This window comes from Microbacterium sp., assembly GCF_039812165.1.
Lineage (GTDB): Bacteria > Actinomycetota > Actinomycetes > Actinomycetales > Microbacteriaceae > Microbacterium.
On the sequence record NZ_JBDIAB010000014.1, the window covers coordinates 1 to 20548 of the forward strand.

The following is a 20548-nucleotide window of genomic DNA, read 5'->3' on the forward strand; positions in this document are numbered from 1 at the left end:
CGGAGGATGATCGGTTCGCCTTCGCCGGGCGGCGGATGCAGCACGAACGCGTGCGTGCCGTCGCGTCGGATCCGCCACCCGCGATTGTGGAGCAGCAGATGATGAAATCTGCAGAGCAGGATGCCGCGATCGATGTCGGTGCCGCCTCCCTCGGCGTAGTGGTCGATGTGGTGCGACTCGCAGTACGACGCCGGGACCGAGCAACCGGGCCACATGCAGCCCCCGTCGCGCACGGCGAGGGCGATGCCTTGTCTCGGGGTGAAGAGGCGCTGTTCACGGCCCACGTCGAGCGGGTTGCCGCGCGAGTCGAGCGTCACGTCCGACACTCCGGTCGTGCAGAGCCGACGGTCGATGACGGAGCCGGGCAGCGCATGGCCGCCGTCCTCCGCGTAGCCGACGGCGAGCAGGCGCCCGAACGCGTCGCGCGGGCCGACGCCATCGGCCGCGGCGTCCTTCACGACGATCATGCGGACGCCGGCTTGACGCGCTCCGAACACGTCCTTCGCCTCGGCGAGCGCGCCGGCGCGGAGCGTGGACATGAGCAGGTCGTACTCCAGCTGCTCGTTGCTGCGCGGGTCGTCGCGGAGGTCGGTGGCGCGAGCGCGCTCGTCGTCGGTCATGAAGCGGGGGCCGCCGCGTCGCGGGCGCAGCGCCGCATCGCGGATGGAGCGCACCCAGAGGGCTGCCTCGTCGTCGAAGGCGAGGCTGCCGCGGTGCTGTCCGTCCCGGTCGATCCACATCCGGAACGACCGGTTCTCGTAACGGCGCGCGAACCGCTCCTCGGCGCCCACCGGGTCGAGGGCGTCGCGCATCGCCCGGGCTCGCACGGCGAGCTCCTCGGCGGTCACGGTGCTCGCCTCCGCGATGAGCTGCGCGGCGGCGACCGCCCACACCTCCGTCGCCGTGGGCGTCTCGTCGCGCGGCTCGCCCAGCCCGCGGCGGATCACGTCGTGCTGCACGGTCGTGAGCCGGCCGCCCATCAGGTCGTCGCGCAGCGCCGTGTGCCACACCGGCGAGGGAGTCGGCGCGTCGGAGCTGACCGGGTCGTTACGATACGTCGTCTCGCCGTCCGCGGCGAGGACGTCCTCCAGCAGCGCCACTCCCACGCGCACCTGGCGGGTGGCGTCGGCCTTCGTCCCACCGGTGATCGCCTGGATCCACGAGGCCGGCGTCGCGTGCCCCTGGGTCGCCGCCAGCCCGGAGTGCCCGTCCTCGCGTCGTGACCGATGCGCCGCGACGCCGGCGATCAGCGTCTGCAGACGGGCGACGTCGCCGGCGATGCCGGCCAGCTCCCTGGCCACCTCGATCACCGAGGCGTCGCTCAGGCCGACCACCGACGAGGGCAGCTCAGGGGTCGAGACAGTCAGCTCGGCGAACGCCGCGAGCCGCTTGACCCGTTCGCCGATCAACGTCAGGATATCCATATCAAGAGTATCTCATTTACCTCAGACATTCGTATGAAAATACGACATCGTGGGGAATGGCACCCCGGACGCAATGGACACTGCGCCGTCAGCGCCGCCGCCGCGAGCCCGAGCCCGGCCTCCGGGCCGCGGCACACGCGGCCGGTCCCGTCCCTGCGTCAGCGCGGGTCGGTCGCCACGAGCGCCGCCCACAGCTCGGCGCGCGCGGAGAACGACGACAGGTCGAGGCCGAGCAGGCGCTCGGCGTGGACGATGCGCGCGCGCACCGTGTGGCGGTGCACGCCGAGCGTCGTCGCCGCGGCGTCGATGCGGGCGTCGCCGCCGAGCCACGCGCGGAGCGTGGCCTCCAGCTCGCCGTCGTGCGCCGCGTCGTGCTCGTGCAGCGGGGCGAGGAGCGTGCGGGCCAGGGCGCGCGCGTCGCCGGTGTCGAGCGCCGACAGCATGCCGGATGCCGCGATCCGCTCGAACCTGGTCACGGCGTCGCCCCCGCGTCCGAGCGCGGTCACCGCCTGGGCGTGGGCGGGGGCGAACTCGCCGTAGCCGGCGGGGGAGGAGACGCCCGCGCGCGCGTCGAACCGCTGCGCGAGCTCGGCGAAGAGCGCGTCGTCGGATGCCGTGCAGACGACGACCACGCCCTCGTCGCCGCGCCCGTGGAACACGGCGCCGTGGGTCTCGCCGGCGCGCAGCTCGAGCCATTCCGAGAGCGCGTCGACGCGGGAGGACGCCTCGTCCAGCACTCCGACCACGATCGGCGCCGCGGGGAGGCCGCCCCAGAGGTCCCGGGCGACGCGGAGCGCCAGGCCGGGGTCGCCGGTGAGGAGCGACTGCACGAGCCCCGATCGGAGGAGGCCGCGGGCGTGGCTGAGGTTCTGGTTCTGCTCGAGGGCGAGGCCGGCCATCGCGATCACGGCGGTCACGACGCCGCGGCCCTCCTGGTCGAGCTCGCCGGCGGCGATCGCGACGACGCCGCGCAGGTGTCCGCCGCGCCCGAGGGTCTGGAGCGTGAAGGGGGTGTCGCCGATGCGCAGCGACGACCCCGCGCGGGCGCCGCGGCGCAGGAGCGTGCCGGCCTCGCCGGCGAGCTCGGCCGCCACCTCGTCGGCGAGCGCGCCGCGCGGGTGCTCGCGCGTCAGCACCCCCGACGCGTCGAACAGGCCGACCCACGTCGACAGCTGGCGCGCGAGCTCGGCGAGGGTCGCACCGAGGCCGTCGGGCCGGAGCGCGGCGAGCGAGATCGCCCGCTGCGCCGCGAGCGACCAGCCGCGCCGCGCATAGGCCTGCGCGGCGATGGCCTCGGCGTTGGCCCTGGCCACGGCGATGAACGGCGTGCGGTACGGCACCTCGAAAAGCGGCATCCGCTCGCGCGCGCACGCCGTGGCCAGTCCCGACGGGATGCCGGCGCGCACGACCTCCGTCCCGAACCCCAGGCCGACGACGCCCCGCGCCGACAGACGCCGCACGTAGTCGTCGAACACGGTCGCCTCGCCGCGTTCCGCGACGCCGGCGAACTGCGTGCCGGTCGTCAGCAGCACGAGCCCCTCCGACAGGAACGGCGTCGGATCGAGCAGGTCGGTGCCGTGCACCCAGCGGATCGGGCGGTCGAGGGCGCCCTCGGCGAGCTCGGCCTCGTCGCCGTCGAGCCGCAGGCTCAGGTCGCGTCGCGCGAGCAGGGCGCGCAGCGTGGGCGCGGTGTCGTCCATGTCGTCTCCTCCCGCCGACCGACCGACCATGGTTGTACGCGGCGTATAGCGAGCTGATCACAATGTACCCCGCGGCCAGTGGCGTCGGCGCCGCGGGCGACATACGCTCGCCACCATGAGTGCCATCGACATCGCTACGACACCCCTGGGCGGACCCACCCTGGCGCAGGAGCGCCGTCTCGTCACGAGCATCCCTGGCCCCCGCTCGCAAGAGCTCCTCGACCGGAAGGCGGCGGCCGTGGCCGCCGGCGTCGGGCACACCGCTCCCATCGAGGCCGTGGCCGCCGGCGGCGGCGTCGTCGTCGACGCGGACGGCAACTCGCTCATCGACCTCGGCTCGGGCATCGCGGTCACCACGCTCGGCAACGCGCACCCCGCGGTGGTCGCCGCGGTGCAGACCCAGGCCGCCCAGTTCACCCACACGTGCTTCATGGTGTCGCCGTACGAGTCCTACGTCGCCGTCGCCGAGGCGCTCAACCGCCTCACGCCCGGCGACTTCGCCAAGAAGAGCGCGCTGTTCAACTCCGGCGCCGAGGCCGTCGAGAACGCGGTCAAGATCGCGCGCAAGCACACCGGCCGGCAGGCGGTCGTCGCCTTCGACCACGGCTACCACGGCCGCACCAACCTCACGATGGCGCTGACCGCGAAGTCGATGCCCTACAAGAGCGGCTTCGGCCCGTTCGCCCCCGAGGTGTACCGCGCGCCGCTGTCGTACCCGTTCCGCGACGGCCTCTCCGGGGAGGATGCCGCGGCCAAGGCCATCTCGGTCATCGAGAAGCAGATCGGCGCCGAGAACCTCGCCGCGGTCCTCATCGAGCCCATCCAGGGCGAGGGCGGCTTCATCGTGCCCGCCGACGGGTTCCTCAACGCGATCGTCGACTGGTGCCGCGCGAACGGCGTCGTCTTCATCGCCGACGAGATCCAGACCGGCTTCGCCCGCACCGGGGCCCTGTTCGCGTGCGAGCGCTTCGGCATCGTGCCCGACCTCATCACGACCGCCAAGGGCATCGCCGGCGGCCTGCCGCTCGCGGCCGTGACCGGTCGCGCCGAGATCATGGACTCGACGCACTCCGGCGGCCTCGGCGGCACCTACGGCGGCAACCCGATCGCGTGCGCGGCGGCGCTCGCCGCCATCGACGCGTTCGAGAACGAGGGCTTCGTCGAGCGCGCGCAGCAGGTCGAGTCGATCCTCAAGGGGCGCCTGACGGCGCTGCAGGAGCAGGACCCGCGCATCGGCGACGTCCGCGGTCTCGGTGCCATGGTGGCCGCCGAGTTCGTCGACCCGGTCACGAAGGCGCCCGACGCGGCGCTCGCAGGGGCCGTGGCGAAGGCGGCGATCGCCGAAGGCGTGATCGTGCTGACGTGCGGCACGTACGGGAACGTCATCCGCTTCCTGCCGCCGCTGGCGATCGGCGACGACCTGCTCCACGAGGGCCTGGACGTCGTGGCATCCGCCCTCGCGAACGCGGGCTAGCCCGACCGCGGCCGCGGGAACGGCACGAACGAGCACACACACAGCTGAGCGAAGGAGCGAACAGTGGGAGAGATCAGCCGCGACGTCGTCGTGATCGGTGCGGGAGTGGCGGGTCTCACCGCCGCGAACGACCTGAAGAAGGCCGGCCTGTCGGTCGCCGTGCTGGAGGCGCGGGACCGCGCGGGCGGACGCCTGTGGACCGACGTGATCGACGGCGCGATGCTCGAGATCGGCGGACAGTGGGTCTCGCCCGACCAGGACGCGCTCATCGACACGATCGCCGACCTGGGCCTGGAGACCTTCTCGCGCTACCGCGAGGGCGACAGCGTCTACATCGGCCCCGACGGCGTGCTCACGCGCTTCACGGGCGACATCTTCCCGGTCAAGGCCGAGACCGAGAAGGTCATGGTCGAGCTCATCGACAAGCTCGACGCGCTCGTCGCCCAGGTCGACCCCGACGAGCCGTGGACCACCCCCGACGCCGAAGAGCTCGACACCGTCTCGTTCGAGGAGTGGCTGCACCGCCAGACCGACGATCAGGAGGCGATCGACAACATCGCCCTGTTCATCGCCGGCGCGATGCTCACCAAGCCCCCGCACGCGTTCTCTGCGCTGCAGGCGCTCCTCATGGCCGCGAGCGCGGGCAGCTTCACCCACCTCGTCGACGCCGACTTCATCCTCGACAAGCGCGTCGTCGGCGGCCTGCAGCAGGTTCCGCTGCTCCTGGCCGAGCGTCTCGGCGACGACGTGTTCCTCGGCCAGCCGGTGCGCACGCTCGAGTGGGGCGACGACGGCGTCACGGCGATCGCCGACGGCATGACGGTACGGGCACGGCACGCGATCGTCGCGCTCGCACCGGTGCTGTACAACCGCATCTCGTTCGTGCCCGCGCTGCCGCGCCTGCAGCACCAGATGCACCAGCACCTGTCGATGGGCTTCGTCATCAAGGTGCATGCGGTCTACGACCGTCCGTTCTGGCGCGAGCAGGGCCTGTCGGGCACCGCGTTCAGCCCCTACGAGCTGTCGCACGAGGCGTACGACAACAGCAACCACGGCGACGAGCGCGGCACCCTGGTCGGCTTCGTGTCCGACCGGCTCGCCGACGACGTGTTCCGCATCTCGGCCGAGGAGCGCAAGGAGCGCATCCTCGAGTCCCTGTCGCACTACTACGGCCCCGAGGCCAAGAACCCGGTCGTCTACTACGAGAGCGACTGGGGCGCCGAGGAGTGGACCCGGGGCGCCTACGCCGCCAGCTTCGACCTCGGCGGCCTGCACCGCTACGGGGCGGACCTCCGCAGCCCGGTCGGGCCGATCCGCTTCGCGTGCAGCGACATGGCCGGCGCCGGCTACCAGCACGTCGACGGCGCGATCCGCATGGGGCACCTCGCGGCCTCGCAGATCGTGGACGAGGCCCGCGCATGACGAGCCGCGTCGTCGTCGGCTACACCGCGACGAAGGCGGGGCGGGATGCCCTCGCCCTCGGCAGTCGGCTCGCCCGGGCGACCGGGTCCGAGCTGCACACGGTCGTGATCCTGCCGGCCGACAGCCGCAGCGTCGTCACGCCGCCCGATGCCGCGTACGACGGCTACCTCGAGGAGCAGGCGGGTCGTTGGCTCGCCGAGGCCGGCGAGCGCGTCCCCGAAGAGGTCTCGCGCACGCCGCACGTCCGGTTCGCCGAGTCGGTGGGCGAGGGGCTCATCGCGGTGGCCGACGAGCTCGACGCCGCGTACATCGTCGTGGGCACGGCCAACGGCGCCGGCCGCGGCCGCTACCGGCTCGGCACCACCGCGAACGAGCTCCTGCACACCTCCGACGTGCCGGTGGTCCTGGCGCCGCGGGGCACGCGCAAGCACGAGATCGACGGCATCCCGCGCCTCACGGTCGCCGTCGGCACCCGCCCCGGCGCCGGCGACCTCCTCGACGAGGCGGTCGCGCTCGCGGCCGCGACCGGCGCGAGCCTGCGGCTCGTCTCGCTCGTGACGGTCGACCTGCCGGCCACCGTCGACACCGGGGTCATCCGCCTCGCGGGCGCCGCGCACGCCGACGACGTGCTCGCCACCGCGCAGGACGCCCTGCGTGCCGAGAGCCCGGGCGTCGAGACCACCGCCGAGGTCGCACGCGGCGACGGCATCGAAGAGGCCGTGGCGGCCCTGGAGTGGATGCCGGGCGAGCTCGCGCTCGTGGGCTCCAGCCGCCTCGCGCAGCCGCGACGGCTGTTCCTCGGCTCCACGGCGGCGCGCATGATGCGCGCGCTCCCGGTGCCGATGGTCGTCGTGCCGCGAGCCCGCGTGCGCGACGGCGTCCGCGGCGACGACGAGGGAGGGAAGCAGGCATGACCGATCACCACGCCGAGGCGCCGCTGGCGCCGACGACCGGCGAGCACGCCGGAGAGCTGTCCAAGAAGGGCCTGAGCGCCGGCACGGTGGGCCTCATCGGCGCCGTCGTCATCGGCATCTCGTGCATCGCCCCCGCCTACACGTTCACCGCCGCGGTCGGCCCGACCGCCTCCGTGGTGGGCCTGCAGGTGCCGGCGATCATCCTCGTGGGCTTCATCCCGATGCTGCTGGTCGCCTTCGGCTATCGCGAGCTCAACCGCGCCATGCCCGACTCGGGCACGTCGTTCACGTGGGCGTCGCGCGCCTTCGGCCCTTGGATCGGCTGGATGGCCGGCTGGGGCCTCGTCTCGGCGACGATCCTGGTGCTCTCGAACCTCGCCGGCATCGCCGTCGAGTTCCTGTTCCTGCTGATCGCGCAGCTCACCGGAAACGAGTCGATCGCCTCGCTCGCGCACGAGACGTGGATCAACATCGCGGTGTGCCTGCTGTTCATGCTCGGCGCGACGACGATCTCGTACCGCGACATGCAGACCACGCAGAAGCTGCAGTACTTCCTGGTGAGCTTCCAGGTGCTCGTGCTGCTCTTCTTCGCGGGGAGCGCGATCGTGCAGGCCTCGTCGGGCGGCGGGTTCGATCCCACGCCGTTCGACTGGTCGTGGTTCAACCCGTTCGCGGTGAGCTCGTTCGGCGCGTTCGCCGCGGGCCTGTCGCTGTCGATCTTCATCTTCTGGGGCTGGGACGTCACCCTGACGATGAACGAGGAGACGAAGGACCCCGAGAAGACGCCCGGACGCGCCGCGACCGTCACGGTCCTCACGATCGTGAGCCTCTACCTGCTGCTCGCGATCGCCATGATCATGTTCGCGGGTGTCGGCGACGGCGCGCTGGGCCTGGGCAACGAGGCCATCCAGGAGAACGTCTTCTTCCACCTGTCCGGCCCGATCCTCGGTCCGCTCGCCTTCCTCGTCTCGCTCGCCGTGCTCACGAGCTCCGCGTCGTCGCTGCAGTCGACGTTCGTCTCGCCGGCGCGCACGCTCCTCGCGATGGGCCACTACGGGGCGCTGCCGTCGAAGTTCGCGCAGGTCAGCCCGCGCTTCTTCACTCCCGGGTACGCGACGATCGTGTCGGCGGTCGTGGCATCCGCCTTCTACGCGGTCATGCGGTTCCTCTCCGAGGACGTCCTGTGGGACACGATCACGGCCCTGGGCATGATGATCTGCTTCTACTACGGGCTGACCGCGTTCGCGTGCGTGTGGTACTTCCGCAAGCAGTGGTTCGACTCGGTGCGGTCGTTCTTCTTCACCCTCCTGTTCCCGCTCGTGGGCGGGGTCATCCTGGCCATCCTGTTCGTGACGACGCTGGTCGACTCGATGGACCCCGACTACGGCAGCGGCTCCAACGTCGCCGGTGTGGGCCTCGTGTTCGTCCTGGGCGTCACGGTGATCCTGGTGGGTGTCGCGGTCATGATCTGGCAGGCCGTCAAGCGGCCCGCCTTCTTCCGGGGCGAGACGCTGTCGATCGACGCCCCCTCGAGTCTCCGTCGACGTTAGGAGTCAGACGATGTCAGATGCAGAGAAGACCCTGCTGGCGGACGTGCCGCGGCAGCTGTTCATCGGCGGCGAGTGGGGGGATGCCACGGGCGGACGCACCTTCGCCGTCGCCGACCCGTCGACGGGCGAGACGCTCGCCGAGATCGCCGACGCGACCCCCGAGGACGGCATCCGCGCCCTCGACGCGGCCGTCGCCGCGCAGGACGAATGGGCGGCGACCGCGCCCCGCACGCGGAGCGACATCCTGCGCCGCGCGTTCGACCTGGTGCAGGAGCACAAGGAGGACCTCGCGCTCCTGATGACCCTCGAGATGGGCAAGCCCCTCGCCGAGGCGCGCGGCGAGGTCGGCTACGGCGGCGAGTTCCTGCGCTGGTTCAGCGAGGAGGCGGTGCGCATCGCCGGACGCTACGGGCTGAATCCCGAGGGGACCGGCCACATGGTCGTCTCGCAGCGTCCGGTCGGCCCGTCGTTCTTCATCACGCCGTGGAACTTCCCGTTCGCGATGGCCACGCGCAAGATCGCCCCGGCCCTGGCGGCCGGCTGCACCGTCGTGATCAAGCCGCCGGCGCTCACCCCGCTGACGACGCTCTTCTTCACGAAGCTGCTGGTCGAGGCGGGCCTTCCCGCGGGCGTCGTCAACGTCGTGCCCACGTCGTCGTCGGGTCGGCTGTCGGGTCCGATCATCGCCGACCCGCGCCTGCGCAAGCTGTCGTTCACCGGCTCGACCGAGGTCGGCCGCAAGCTCATCGCGCAGGCCGCCGAGGGCGTGCTGCGCGTGTCGATGGAGCTCGGCGGCAACGCGCCGTTCGTCGTGTTCGACGACGCCGACCTCGACAAGGCGGTGGAGGGCGCCCTGCTCGCGAAGTTCCGCAACATCGGGCAGGCGTGCACGGCCGCGAACCGGTTCATCGTGCACGAGTCCGTCGCCGACGAGTTCGCCCGCCGCGTCACCGAGCGCGTCGCGGCGATGAAGGTCGGCCGCGGCACCGAGGAGGGCGTGCAGATCGGCCCGCTCATCGACGCCGACGCGGTGGCGAAGGCCGACGAGCTGGTGCGGGATGCCGCGGACCGCGGCGCGACGGTGCTCACCGGCGGCGAGGCGGTCGAGGGGACCGGCACGTTCTACCGGCCGACCGTGGTCTCCGGCGTCGCGCCGGGGAGCGCGATCCTCCGCGAGGAGATCTTCGGGCCGGTGCTGGCGATCGCGACGTTCGCCGACGAGGATGAGGCTGTGCGCCTGGCCAACGACACCGAGTACGGGCTCGTCTCGTACGTCTTCACGCAGGACCTCGCGCGGGGCCACCGCATGATCGATCGGCTCGCCACCGGCATGATGGGCCTCAACGTCGGCGTGGTCTCCAACGCGGCGGCGCCGTTCGGCGGCATCAAGCAGTCCGGCGTGGGCCGCGAGGGCGGCCTCGAGGGCATCCACGAATTCCTGTCCACCAAGTACACCCTCATCCCCGCGCAGTGACGCGGAGGGATCGGAGCATCACATGAGCACGTATGCCGTCGTGAACCCGGCCACCGGCGAGACGCTCGCCACCTACCCGGAGGCCACGGACGCCGAGGTCGAGGCCGCCGTCGCGGCCGCCGACGCCGCCTACCGCGGGTGGGGCAGGTCGTCGACGCCCGCCGAGCGCGCTGCGCTGCTGCGCCGCGCCGCCGAGCTGCACCGCGAGCGCCGCGACGACCTCGCCGCGATCATCGTGCGCGAGATGGGCAAGACGCTCGCCGCCGCGTACGCCGAGGTCGACTTCGCGGCCGACATCACCGAGTACTACGCCGACCACATCGACGAGATCACCGGCGACACCCCGCTGACGATCGGCGGCGACGGTCCCGCCGTCATCCGCCGCTCGCCGCTGGGCGCGCTGCTGGGCATCATGCCGTGGAACTTCCCGTACTACCAGGTGGCGCGGTTCTCGGCCCCGAACCTCGCGATCGGCAACACGATCCTCCTCAAGCACGCGCCGCAGTGCCCGGAGTCGGCGGCCGCGATCGAGACGATCTACCGGGACGCCGGCTTCCCCGAGGGCGCCTACGTCAACCTCTACATCTCGAACGAGCAGGCCGCGACCATCGTCGCCGACCCGCGCGTGCAGGGCGTGTCGGTGACCGGCTCGGAGCGCGCGGGCGCCGCGGTCGCAGAGAACGCGGGCCGCAACCTCAAGAAGGTCGCGCTCGAGCTCGGCGGCTCCGACCCGTTCATCGTGCTGTCGACCGACGACCTCGACGCGACGGTCGCCGCGGCGGTGGAGGCGCGCCTGGACAACAACGGCCAGGCCTGCAACGCCCCCAAGCGCTTCCTCGTCGCCGACGGGCTGTACGACGCGTTCGTGGAGAAGTTCGCCGCCGCGATGGCGGAGGCGAAGGTGGGCGACCCGTTCGCCGACGACACCGTGCTCGGCCCGCTCTCGTCGCTCGCCGCGGCGGAACGCCTCGCCGAGCAGGTCGACCGCGCGGTGGCCCAGGGCGCGACGCTCGTCACCGGCGGCGTGCGCGACGGCGCCTACTACCCCGGCACGGTGCTCACCGGCGTCACGCCCGACATGGACGCGTACCGCGAGGAGTTCTTCGGCCCCGTGGGCGTCGTCTACCGCGTGGCCGACGAGGACGAGGCGGTGGACGTGGCCAACGCCACGAGCTTCGGGCTCGGCTCGTACGTCTACACGACCGACGACGAGCAGGCGGGCCGCATCGCCGACCGGATCGACGCCGGCATGGTCTACGTCAACATCGTGCTCGCCGACGAGCCGGCGCTCCCCTTCGGCGGCGTCAAGCGCAGCGGCACCTCGCGCGAGATGGGGCTGCTCGCCGCCGACGAGTTCGTCAACAAGAAGCTCATCCGCATCGGCGCCTGAGCGCCGGTCCGGAGCGATCGACGGCCGTGGGCGATCCCGCTCGCGGCCGTCGACCGCGTCCGCGCGCGGGAGACGCGCCGACCACGGAGCGCGCCGGCCGACGCGGTCCGGCGTCGCACCGATCGCGCAGGGCGGCCGCGGATCGCGCCGGGCCCCGTGACACCGCGCCCGGAGTGGGCGAGGATGGAGTCATGGACGAGGCACACCGTATCGCCGACGAGGTCGTCGTCGCACTCACCGAGCAGGAATGCTGGGACCGCCTGGCCGGCGAGGAGCTCGGCCGGCTCGTGACCCGCGTCGGGGACGTGCTCGACATCTTCCCGGTCAACTACGTCGTCGACGACCGCACGCTCCTGTTCCGCACCGCGGAGGGGAGCAAGCTGTTCGAGCTGACGGTCAACTCCGAGGTGCTCTTCGAGGTCGACGCCCACACCGACGCCGACGCGTGGAGCGTCGTGGTGCGCGGCCACGCGCACCGCCTGGAGACCTCCGACGAGGTGCAGGCCGCCGATCGGCTGCCGCTGCGGCCGTGGATCCCGACGCTCAAGTACAACTACGTGCGCGTCGTGCCGACGAAGCTCTCCGGGCGGGCGTTCCGTCGCGCCGAGGAGCCCGACCGCTACGGCATCCAGCAGTACTGAGCCGACCCGCGTGGAGGCCCCGCGAGTCACCGCGCCGCGGGCGGATCGCCGTGCGCGAGCGCGGTGCGTCGCGCCTGCGACAGCGGGCGGTCGCTGGGAGTGCGGTGGGATGCGCCGGCCGGGTTCGCGGGCTCGGACGGCATGACGTAGACTGGGGGATGCAGTACAAGTCTGCAATCTTTTGCCGTGCCCGCGGATCGGGACCCCTCATCAACGAGCAGGGCAGGAGTGCGGACTCCGCGAGACCTCCGGGTCTCTAGGGCGGTAGCTCAATTGGCAGAGCAGCGGTCTCCAAAACCGCAGGTTGCAGGTTCGATTCCTGTCCGCCCTGCGCGTCAGCCGAAGCTGGCACACGGAAGGTCATACAGGTGGTTTGATGGTGCAAGACGAGCCGAACGGCGAGATCGTCGCGGCGAGCGGCGCCGTCCGCGAGAAGAAGCCGAACGTCTTCCAGCGGATCGCCCTGTTCATCCGCCAGGTCTTCGCCGAGCTCCGCAAGGTCGTCACCCCGACGCGGCAGGAGCTCCTGAAGTTCACCGCCGTGGTGCTCGGGTTCGTCCTGGTGATGATGGCGATCGTGTACGGCCTCGACGTGCTGTTCGTCTGGGTCACGACCCTCGTCTTCGGCGTCCCGGCCGGCGCAACCCCCTGAGTCCACGATTTTTGGTACGGATGCCGGGGGTTTCGCACGGCATCCGCAGCAATGGAGAGAACGCAAGTGACTGAAAGACACCTCGACGACGTCGACTGGGCGACCGCAGCGGAGCAGTCCAGCGAGGACGACGAGGCCCAGGAGGGCAACATCCTCGCCCAGCAGGAGCACTCGGTCGACGCCGCGGAGCACGTCGCCCTGCACGTCGTGGACGAGGACGGCGACGACGACACCGGTGACTCCGACCTGGACGACATCGACATCGACGACCCGGAGGCAGACGCGATCGTGAACGACGCCCTGAACATCGACCACGCGGACGAGGCCGAGGCCGCCGCCGAGGTGCTGACCGACTCGCTCGCCGAGGAGGAGGCCGCGCGCGCCGCCCACGACGCCGACGAGGTCGCGCCCTACGACGGCCCCGACGTCAACGGCGAGCCGGACGAGCCCGTGCTCGACAGCGACTTCCTCTCCGACTTCGAGGCCGCCGCCGGCGTCGTGGCCGCGGTCGAGGGCACCGACGAGGACCCCTACGACGCGTTCCGCGCCGAGCTGCGCTCGCTTCCGGGCAAGTGGTACGTCATCCACTCGTACGCGGGCTTCGAGCGCAAGGTGAAGGCCAACATCGAGCAGCGCAAGTCGACGCTCGAGGTCGAGGAGGACATCTACCAGATCGAGGTCCCGATGGAGGACGTCGTCGAGATCAAGAACGGTCAGCGGAAGATGGTCAACCGCGTCCGGATCCCCGGCTACGTGCTCGTGCGCATGGAGCTCAACGAGGACACCTGGTCGGTCGTGCGCCACACGCCGGGTGTCACGGGCTTCGTCGGCAACGCCCACAACCCGACCCCGCTGCGCTTCGAAGAGGCCTTCAACATGCTGAAGTCGCTCGTCGAGGTCAAGGAGGTCGCCCCGGCCAAGGCGGGTGCGACCAAGGGCTCCGCCACGCAGGCCCGTGCGATCCCGGCCGAGGTCGACTTCGAGATCGGCGAGACCATCACGATCAAGGAGGGCTCGTTCGCGGGTCTTCCCGGCACGATCAGCGAGATCAAGCCCGAGAGCGGCAAGCTCACCGTGCTCGTCTCGCTGTTCGAGCGCGAGACGCCGGTCGAGCTGTCGTTCGACCAGGTCACCAAGCTCTAGCGGCCCCGCCGGGCCCGCGGTCCCGGCATCCGCTTCGCGAACGCCCCGCACGGCCCCGGCCGGCGGGGCGTTCCGCGTCGACGCCGGTGCTGAGGCGCCGGCATCGCGCCGCGCGCGAGCCTATCGAGGCAGTGCGCCGGCGAGGGGATGCTCGGGCGCGACGGTGCTGCGCAGCCAGTCCAGCGTGTACTCGCGCCAGCCCTCGGCGTGGTGCGCCGGCACGTGCCGGAACACGCGCCAGAGCGCCTCGAAGCGATGCGTTCCCGCGACGCGCAGCGCGGCGGGCACGGCGCGCCGCAGCTCGCCGAGCGGCGCCGTGTCGCTCCACGCGTCGAGGTAGGCGTCGACGGTGCGCGCGACCGGCGGCCCGCCGTCGCCCTCCCATCGCCGCAGCGCGCGCATCGGGCTCGCGAGCGAGGCGAACGGCGGGCCCCATACGGCGTTCCCGAAGTCGTGCAGCAGCACGCCGCCGTCCGGAGCCCGGAAGACGTTGCCCGCGTGCAGGTCGTTGTGCTCGAGGGCGTCGGGGATGTCGAGGGCCTCGACCTCGGCGACGGCGTCGGCGAGCCGGGGGAGGCCCCGGAGCAGCGCCCGCGCCTCGTCGGCGTCGAGGTGCAGGGGATGGTCGGCGGGCGTGCGCGTCAGGAGCTCCACGTGCTCGACCACGTACGCGACGGCGCCCGACGCCGGCCGGAGCGGGATGCCGGTCGCCAGCATCCGATCGCGGTGCGCGGATGCGGTGCGCTGCACCTTCGCGTAGCGCGACACGATCGCGTGCCAGTCGTCGGCCGAGACCGGCCCGCGGTCGCTGAGCACCGGACCGGCGTCGGCGGTGAGCAGGCGGTCCCGGCCGGGGTCGATCGCGACCGGTGCGAGCACGGATGCCGGCGCGATCGCCACGAGCTCGGCCGACAGCGCCGCCTCGAAGCCCTGCCCCGGGTTGTTCTCCTTGAACCACAGTCGTCCGTCCGCGGTCTCGACGGTCAGCACGACCGACCAGAACCTCGTCGCGAACCGCTCGGCCGGCCCGAGCGTGCGCAGGCCGGCCCGTTCGCAGGCATCCCGGATCCAGGAGTCCGCCTCGGCGAGCCAGGTCTCGGACGACCAGTGCTCGACGAGTTCCACGCCCCCACCGTAGGGGACGCTCCGGGCGGCCGCGCGGCGCCTGGAGCGCCGGATGCCCGCCGCCGGACGGCTCGTGCAGGTGAGGCACGAGCCATGCGGTGGTGCGGGAGTCTCGTGGCCGTGTGGGCACTCGCGTGAAGCCATGGCGGCGCGTGTGGGCACCGGATCGGGTGCGGAGGGAGCGGATGCCGGGTGTCAGGCGCCGGCGACCACGCGCATGAAGGTCACCGGCTCGTCGCCGTCGTTGACGTAGGAGTAGTCCTGGTCGCTCGCGACGACCGCGCTCTGGCCGGTCCGGAGCACGAGGCTCCCGGTCTCGAGCACGAGGGTGAGCGTGCCGGCGAGCACGTGGTGGACCTCCTGGGCCCCGGGCCGGTCGGGCTCGGCGTCGTAGCGGTCGTGCGGCGCGAGGGTCCAGCGCCACAGCTCGGCCCGCGGGTCGCTCGTGGCGCCGAGGAGCAGCGCGCGGCTGCCAGGAACGCCCTGCCACACCAGCGTGCCCTCGGCGCGGTCGGCCTGCGGCGCGGTCGACGGCGGCTCGTCGGGCAGCGACAGGGCGGCGAAGTCGGTGCCGAGAGCGCGCGCGACGCGGTCGACGGTCGCGAGGCTCGGATTGGCCTGTCCCAGCTCGATCTGCGTGAGCATGCGGCGGCTCGTCGCGCTCGCCTCCGCGAGCTCCTGCACGCTCCAGCCGCATCGCTTGCGCAGCTGCCGGATCCGCTCGCCCACACGCGCGGCGAACGAGGCCGTCGAGTCCGCACCGTTCATATGGGCATCATAGTGCGCAGTAACCTTGACCCAGAAGCATTGTGCGCAATATAGTGCTCATAGATCGATCGCGAAGAGCGGATGCCGACGGCATCCGGCACCGTGTCGACGACCCGACGACGAGAGGCTGGGCAATGGTGAGGATCCGCGAGTTCGCGGTCGAGCAGTGGATGAACGAGTACGAGGAGACCTGCCGGTACAACCTCGCCGAGACCTGCGTGCGCTCGCTGACGGCGGGGGAGCTGCTGGAGCTGTCCGGGCGGCGCGACGACGTGATCGCCGAGCTGGAGGCGACCGCGCTCACGTACGGACCGATCCCGGGCAGCCCGCGTCTGCGCGCGCTCGTCGCGGGCCTGTACGAGCGGCAGGGCGCCGACAACGTGCTGGTCACGCACGGCGCGATCGGTGCGAACGCGCTCGTGCACGCGACGCTCGTCGGCCCCGGCGACCACGTCGTCTCGATCGTGCCGACCTACCAGCAGCACGCCTCCATCCCGGAGAGCTACGGCGCCCGCGTCGACCTGCTGACCCTGCGGGAGGAGGACGGGTGGCTGCCCGACCTCGACGAGCTCGACCGGCTCGTGACCGCCGACACGAGGCTCATCGCGCTCGCCAACCCGAACAACCCCACCGGCGCACTCGTCGACGAGGCGGACCTCAGGCGCATCGTGGAGATCGCCGAGCGTGCGGGCGCATGGGTGCTGTGCGACGAGGTCTATCGCGGCGTCGACCAGGAGGGCGACGGCTTCACCGCCTCGATCGCCGACCTGTACGAGCGCGGCGTCTCCACCGGCAGCATGTCGAAGCCGTTCTCGCTCGCGGGCCTGCGGCTCGGGTGGATCGTGGCTCCCGCCGACCTGCTCGCCGCCGTCGCGATCCATCGCGACTACACGACCATCAGCGTCGGGCGCGTGGACGACCTCCTCGCCTCGGTCGCCCTGGAGAGTCGCGACGCGATCCTCGGGCGCGCGAAGCGCATCACGCGCACGAACCTCGCGATCCTCGACGAGTGGGTCGCGAGCCGCTCCGACGTCCACTACGTCCGTCCGCGCTCGGGCACGACGGCGCTGCTGCGCTACGACGCCCCGCTCGGCTCCTACGAGCTGTGCCGCCGGCTCCTGGCCGAGACGGGCGTCATGTTCACGCCGGGCGACGCGTTCGAGGTCCCGAGCACGGTGCGCATCGGCTACGCCGACGACACCGACACCCTGCGCACCGGGCTGCGACTGTTCGGCGAGTTCCTGGACGGCCTCGCCGGGCGGTGACGCACGGATGCCCGCGGGCGCGGGTGAACGGATGCCGTGAGCGCCGGCGCGCGGCATCCGTTAAGATTGTGAGGTTGGCCTGATCCGGGCCGGCATCCCCACCACTGCCAGGACCAGCCTGGTTCGTGGAAGCGCGCCCGCTCTCTCGAGCACAGGGGCGCCCGACAGAAGGAACACAATGGCACCGAAGAAGAAGGTGACCGGCCTGATCAAGCTCCAGATCAAGGCCGGCGCTGCCAACCCGGCGCCGCCGATCGGCCCCGCGCTCGGTCAGCATGGCGTCAACATCATGGAGTTCTGCAAGGCGTACAACGCCGCGACCGAGTCGCAGCGCGGCAACGTCATCCCCGTGGAGATCACCGTCTACGAGGACCGCAGCTTCACGTTCATCCTGAAGACCCCGCCGGCGGCGGAGCTCATCAAGAAGGCCGCGGGCGTGCCCAAGGGCTCCAAGACCCCGCACACCACCAAGGTCGGCAAGCTCACGCGCGAGCAGGTGCGCCAGATCGCCGAGACGAAGCAGCCCGACCTGAACGCGAACGACCTCGAGGCCGCCTCGAAGATCATCGCCGGCACCGCCCGTTCCATGGGCATCACGGTCGAGGACTGAGGGGGAGACGACAATGGCAAAGTCCAAGGTTTACGAAGCAGCCGCGGCCAAGATCGACCGCGACAAGGTGTACACGTCCGCTGAGGCGGTCGTGCTCGCCAAGGAGACCGGCTCGAAGAAGTTCGACTCCACCGTCGAGGTCGCCCTCAAGCTCTCGGTCGACCCGCGCAAGGCCGACCAGATGGTGCGCGGCACCGTCATGCTGCCGCACGGCACCGGCAAGACCGCGCGCGTGGTCGTGTTCGCGACCGGCCCTGCGGCCGAGGCCGCGATCGCCGCGGGCGCGGACGAGGTCGGCGGCGCCGACCTCATCGCGAAGGTCGCCGGCGGCTGGACCGCGTTCGACGCGGCCGTCGCCACCCCCGAGCTCATGGGCCAGGTCGGTCGCCTGGGCAAGGTCCTGGGTCCCCGCGGCCTCATGCCGAACCCCAAGACCGGCACCGTGACCCCCAACCCGGCCAAGGCCGTGGAGGAGATCAAGGGCGGCAAGATCGAGTTCCGCGTCGACAAGCACGCGAACATCCACTTCGTGGTCGGCAAGGCGTCGTTCAGCGCCGAGCAGCTCGACGAGAACTTCAAGGCCGCGGTCGAGGAGATCGTGCGCCTGAAGCCCTCGAGCTCCAAGGGCCGCTACATCCAGAAGGGCGCGGTGTCGACGACGTTCGGTCCCGGCATCCCGCTCGACGTCAGCTCGCTCTGACACCCGTCTCGAACCGGGGTCCGTCTCACGGCGGGCCCCGGTTCGTCGTTCTCGCGGGGGACTCGCTCGTCGGCCCGGTGAGGCCGCCGGTCAGAGGATCGCCAGCGGGTTGAGCGGCGAGCCGGACGCCCCCGGGATCGGGAGCGGGGCCAGGACGCTGAGGAACTCCCACCGGCCGGCGTCGCGGCACGCGGCGGAGAGCTCCGCCAGGGTCGCCCGGTCGACCAGGGGGATGTCCAGCGCGGTCAGCAGCAGCACGTGCCAGGGCACCGGCAGGCCGTCGACCTCGCTCGGCATCGGGTCCAGGCCCTCGTCGGTGACCACGGCCGCGGGCCGCGCCGCGGCGAGCCACTCCGCGCACTCGATGCTGAGGCCCGCGGTCGCCACCGACCCGAGCGGCACGTCGGAGCGCGCGGGCTCGCGCCGGCCGAGGTGCACGTGCAGCACGTCGCCCGGTCGGAGCTCTGTCCCGGTGCGGTCGAGCACGGCCGCGACGTCGTCGCGCGTCACGACGCGTCCCGCGACGTCGACGCCGAGCACGCCCGGCACGTCCACGAGGACTCCGCGTGCCACGATGCCGGCACCGGCGAGCGCGACGAGCGGGTCGCCGGCGGGCGGCACGTCGCGCGCGCCGTCCCACCGGAAGTGCGCGGTCGTGTCGACGTGCGTCATCGAGGCGGCGCCGTGGACGTCGAGCTCGAGGCGGTCGTTGACCGCCGTCCACGAGCCGCCCGACTCGGTCCACTGCGTGAGGCGGTACGGCGCGGGAGCGGCCGCCGGCGCCGTGACATCGGCGGGGAGCGCCAGCTCGGCCGGACCCTCCGCGAGAGCGATCACGCGGCCGGTGACGGCCGAGCGCAGCGCCCCGAGCACGTCGGGCGCCGGCGGGGGAGCGTTCTGCGCCGTCAGCCGTGCCGCGAGGGCGGTGAACTCCGCCTCCGACATCAGGATCCGTGAGGTCCGTGGCATCACGCCTTCTCCTTCGCCGGGGCGGTGGGCATCAGCATCCAGGGCGCGAGCTCGCTCATGCCGGTGCCGGTCTCGGCCAGCACGCGGGCGACGCAGCCCAGGAGCGACACGTCCGAGCGCTGGATCCCGCGCCGGATCTCCGGCGGACCGGCGACGGTCTCCAGCACGTTCGCGCTCAGCTCGGCGCGCATGGGCTCGAGGAGCATCGGGCCGCTCGCGGTCAGGTCGCCGCCGACGACGATGACCGACGGGTCCATGAGCTTCACCGCGTGCGCCAGCGCGAAGCCGATGGCCCGGCCGGACTCGCCGAGGAGGCGCCGGCACGGCAGGTTGCCGGCGCGGGCGGCGGCGATGACGTCGAGGATGCTGGCCCGCGGATCGCCGGCCGCCGCGAGCTTGAGCCGGATCGCCCGGGCGGATGCCACGGCGTTGAGGCATCCGCCGTTGCCGCAGTTGCACAGCGCACCGCGGTCGTCGACGACGAGGTGGCCGAACTCGCTCGCGAGACCGTGGGTGCCGCCGTAGACGCGGCCGCCCAGGATGTAGCCGGCGCCGATGCCGTTCGAGCAGTTGACGTAGAGAAGCCCGTCCTGGCCGTGGGCGTCGCCCCACGTCCACTCGGCGAGGGCGGCGAGGTTGCTGTCGTTGTCGATGCTGATCGGCAGCTCGAGTCGGGTCGTGAGGGCGGTCTCGATGTCGAAGCCGCGCCAGCGATGCCAGATGCCCGATCCCGACACGGTGCGCGACGCCGCCTCGTACGGGGTGCGCAGCGCGACGCAGACCCCGCGCACGTCGGCGGCGTCGGTGGCGGCCGAGGCCAGCAGGCGATGCACGAGCTCGACGATCCGCTCGATGTCGACGGTTGGGTCGTCCGTCTGGACGATGTCGACGGCGTCGTCGTGGCGGATGCCGTCGGCGAACGAGAAGAGGGCCGCGTGCACGTGCTGGTGGCCCACGTCCAACGCGACGACCGTCCCCGACGCGGCGGCGAGCGACACCGCCGACTCGCGCCCGTTCTGCCCCGGGCTGAGGATCACCGTGCCGTCGGCCACGAGCGAGCGCACGAGCGCGTTGACGGCCGAGCGCGAAAGGCCGGCCTGGCGGGCGAGCTCGGCCTGCGAGAGCGTGCCCGAGTGCCGCAGCGTCTCGAGGACCCGCTCGACGTTCATGCGGCGCAGGGCGGCGGGCGATCCGCGTCGGGCGTCGCCGGTGTGGGCGCTCATGCGGGTCTCCTTCGTCGAATCGTTCACCTGATCGACGAATCTACTCGCAATTCACCGCAGAATGTTCATCGATCTGACGATCGCGCGCCGTTCACTTGCGCAGA

18 protein-coding genes and 1 tRNA gene are annotated in these 20548 nt (G+C 72.0%); 13 read left to right on the plus strand and 6 right to left on the minus strand.

Features of this window, described 5'->3' with window-relative positions; translation table 11 throughout:
- Together WML84_RS02625 and WML84_RS02630 are read right to left on the minus strand one after the other, a co-directional pair.
- Window positions 1-1424 (minus strand): DUF222 domain-containing protein (locus WML84_RS02625; protein WP_347344594.1); only part of this gene is annotated, 1424 nt, incomplete at its 3' end.
- Window positions 1425-1582: 158 nt separating this feature from the next.
- Entirely contained in the window at window positions 1583-3124 is a 1542-nt protein-coding gene (locus WML84_RS02630; protein ID WP_347344595.1) for a PucR family transcriptional regulator, read from the minus strand.
- A 115-nt stretch (window positions 3125-3239) separates the two neighbouring features.
- Here WML84_RS02630 and gabT point away from each other — a divergent pair, with 115 nt between their 5' ends.
- The 10 genes from gabT to nusG all read left to right on the plus strand — a co-directional run bounded on the left by gabT (window position 3240) and on the right by nusG (window position 13784).
- On the plus strand, window positions 3240-4598 hold the full coding sequence (gene gabT / locus WML84_RS02635) for a 4-aminobutyrate--2-oxoglutarate transaminase (protein ID WP_347344596.1): 1359 nt from the start codon (window positions 3240-3242) through the stop codon (window positions 4596-4598).
- A gap of 63 nt (window positions 4599-4661) precedes the next feature.
- Complete coding sequence (locus WML84_RS02640; protein WP_347344597.1) at window positions 4662-6020, plus strand: NAD(P)/FAD-dependent oxidoreductase; 1359 nt, start codon at window positions 4662-4664, stop codon at window positions 6018-6020.
- Complete coding sequence (locus tag WML84_RS02645) at window positions 6017-6934, plus strand: universal stress protein (protein ID WP_347344598.1); 918 nt, start codon at window positions 6017-6019, stop codon at window positions 6932-6934. The genes WML84_RS02640 and WML84_RS02645 overlap by 4 nt, the downstream gene beginning before the upstream one ends.
- The gene (locus tag WML84_RS02650; protein ID WP_347344599.1) at window positions 6931-8484 is read left to right on the plus strand and encodes an APC family permease; all 1554 of its coding nucleotides are present in this window, start codon (window positions 6931-6933) and stop codon (window positions 8482-8484) included. The genes WML84_RS02645 and WML84_RS02650 overlap by 4 nt, the downstream gene beginning before the upstream one ends.
- Window positions 8485-8494: 10 nt before the next feature.
- Entirely contained in the window at window positions 8495-9958 is a 1464-nt protein-coding gene (locus WML84_RS02655; RefSeq protein WP_347344600.1) for an NAD-dependent succinate-semialdehyde dehydrogenase, read from the plus strand.
- A 22-nt stretch (window positions 9959-9980) separates the two neighbouring features.
- Entirely contained in the window at window positions 9981-11348 is a 1368-nt protein-coding gene (locus tag WML84_RS02660; RefSeq protein ID WP_347344601.1) for an NAD-dependent succinate-semialdehyde dehydrogenase, read from the plus strand.
- Window positions 11349-11539: 191 nt separating this feature from the next.
- Window positions 11540-11989 carry a pyridoxamine 5'-phosphate oxidase family protein gene (locus tag WML84_RS02665; RefSeq protein WP_347344602.1) on the plus strand — a complete coding sequence of 150 codons (450 nt, stop codon included), beginning with the start codon at window positions 11540-11542 and terminating at the stop codon, window positions 11987-11989.
- Between the two features lie 258 nt (window positions 11990-12247).
- Window positions 12248-12320 (plus strand) — tRNA-Trp (locus WML84_RS02670).
- A gap of 45 nt (window positions 12321-12365) precedes the next feature.
- Window positions 12366-12641, plus strand: a complete 276-nt coding sequence (secE, locus tag WML84_RS02675) for a preprotein translocase subunit SecE (protein ID WP_347344603.1) — start codon at window positions 12366-12368, stop codon at window positions 12639-12641.
- Window positions 12642-12707: 66 nt separating this feature from the next.
- Window positions 12708-13784 (plus strand): transcription termination/antitermination protein NusG, encoded by a 1077-nt coding sequence (gene nusG, locus WML84_RS02680; protein ID WP_347344604.1) that lies wholly within the window; start codon window positions 12708-12710, stop codon window positions 13782-13784.
- Window positions 13785-13904: 120 nt separating this feature from the next.
- Here nusG and WML84_RS02685 read toward each other — a convergent pair whose 3' ends face one another.
- Both WML84_RS02685 and WML84_RS02690 read right to left on the minus strand, forming a co-directional pair.
- On the minus strand, window positions 13905-14909 hold the full coding sequence (locus WML84_RS02685; RefSeq protein WP_347344605.1) for a hypothetical protein: 1005 nt from the start codon (window positions 14907-14909) through the stop codon (window positions 13905-13907).
- Between the two features lie 195 nt (window positions 14910-15104).
- Window positions 15105-15677, minus strand: a complete 573-nt coding sequence (locus tag WML84_RS02690; protein ID WP_347344606.1) for an XRE family transcriptional regulator — start codon at window positions 15675-15677, stop codon at window positions 15105-15107.
- A 134-nt stretch (window positions 15678-15811) separates the two neighbouring features.
- On the opposite strand from WML84_RS02690, the gene WML84_RS02695 reads away from it, so the two are divergent.
- The 3 genes from WML84_RS02695 (at window position 15812) to rplA (ending at window position 18252) form a co-directional block, all read left to right on the plus strand.
- Complete coding sequence (locus WML84_RS02695; RefSeq protein ID WP_347344607.1) at window positions 15812-16942, plus strand: aminotransferase; 1131 nt, start codon at window positions 15812-15814, stop codon at window positions 16940-16942.
- A 178-nt stretch (window positions 16943-17120) separates the two neighbouring features.
- The gene (gene rplK / locus WML84_RS02700; protein WP_347344608.1) at window positions 17121-17552 is read left to right on the plus strand and encodes a 50S ribosomal protein L11; all 432 of its coding nucleotides are present in this window, start codon (window positions 17121-17123) and stop codon (window positions 17550-17552) included.
- A gap of 13 nt (window positions 17553-17565) precedes the next feature.
- Window positions 17566-18252: a 50S ribosomal protein L1 gene (gene rplA / locus WML84_RS02705; RefSeq protein WP_347344609.1), complete on the plus strand. Its 687-nt coding sequence runs from the start codon at window positions 17566-17568 to the stop codon at window positions 18250-18252.
- 90 nt (window positions 18253-18342) lie between these two features.
- On the opposite strand, the gene WML84_RS02710 is transcribed toward rplA, so the two are convergent.
- Window positions 18343-19221 carry a cyclase family protein gene (locus WML84_RS02710; RefSeq protein WP_347344610.1) on the minus strand — a complete coding sequence of 293 codons (879 nt, stop codon included), beginning with the start codon at window positions 19219-19221 and terminating at the stop codon, window positions 18343-18345.
- Window positions 19221-20444, minus strand: a complete 1224-nt coding sequence (locus WML84_RS02715) for an ROK family transcriptional regulator (protein WP_347344611.1) — start codon at window positions 20442-20444, stop codon at window positions 19221-19223. The genes WML84_RS02710 and WML84_RS02715 overlap by 1 nt, the downstream gene beginning before the upstream one ends.
- Between the last annotated feature and the right edge of the window lie 104 nt (window positions 20445-20548).

Bases quoted from the DNA above. Each gene is read 5' to 3' on its own strand.
- WML84_RS02645 (WP_347344598.1), top strand. From the start codon at position 6,017: ATGACGAGCCGCGTCGTCGTCGGCTACACCGCGACGAAGGCGGGGCGG.
- gabT (WP_347344596.1), top strand. From the start codon at position 3,240: ATGAGTGCCATCGACATCGCTACGACACCCCTGGGCGGACCCACCCTG.
- rplK (WP_347344608.1), top strand. From the start codon at position 17,121: ATGGCACCGAAGAAGAAGGTGACCGGCCTGATCAAGCTCCAGATCAAG.
- secE (WP_347344603.1), top strand. From the start codon at position 12,366: ATGGTGCAAGACGAGCCGAACGGCGAGATCGTCGCGGCGAGCGGCGCC.
- WML84_RS02660 (WP_347344601.1), top strand. From the start codon at position 9,981: ATGAGCACGTATGCCGTCGTGAACCCGGCCACCGGCGAGACGCTCGCC.
- rplA (WP_347344609.1), top strand. From the start codon at position 17,566: ATGGCAAAGTCCAAGGTTTACGAAGCAGCCGCGGCCAAGATCGACCGC.
- WML84_RS02710 (WP_347344610.1), bottom strand. From the start codon at position 19,221: ATGCCACGGACCTCACGGATCCTGATGTCGGAGGCGGAGTTCACCGCC.
- WML84_RS02630 (WP_347344595.1), bottom strand. From the start codon at position 3,124: ATGGACGACACCGCGCCCACGCTGCGCGCCCTGCTCGCGCGACGCGAC.
- WML84_RS02690 (WP_347344606.1), bottom strand. From the start codon at position 15,677: ATGAACGGTGCGGACTCGACGGCCTCGTTCGCCGCGCGTGTGGGCGAG.
- WML84_RS02665 (WP_347344602.1), top strand. From the start codon at position 11,540: ATGGACGAGGCACACCGTATCGCCGACGAGGTCGTCGTCGCACTCACC.
- WML84_RS02715 (WP_347344611.1), bottom strand. From the start codon at position 20,444: ATGAGCGCCCACACCGGCGACGCCCGACGCGGATCGCCCGCCGCCCTG.
- WML84_RS02650 (WP_347344599.1), top strand. From the start codon at position 6,931: ATGACCGATCACCACGCCGAGGCGCCGCTGGCGCCGACGACCGGCGAG.
- WML84_RS02695 (WP_347344607.1), top strand. From the start codon at position 15,812: ATGGTGAGGATCCGCGAGTTCGCGGTCGAGCAGTGGATGAACGAGTAC.
- WML84_RS02655 (WP_347344600.1), top strand. From the start codon at position 8,495: ATGTCAGATGCAGAGAAGACCCTGCTGGCGGACGTGCCGCGGCAGCTG.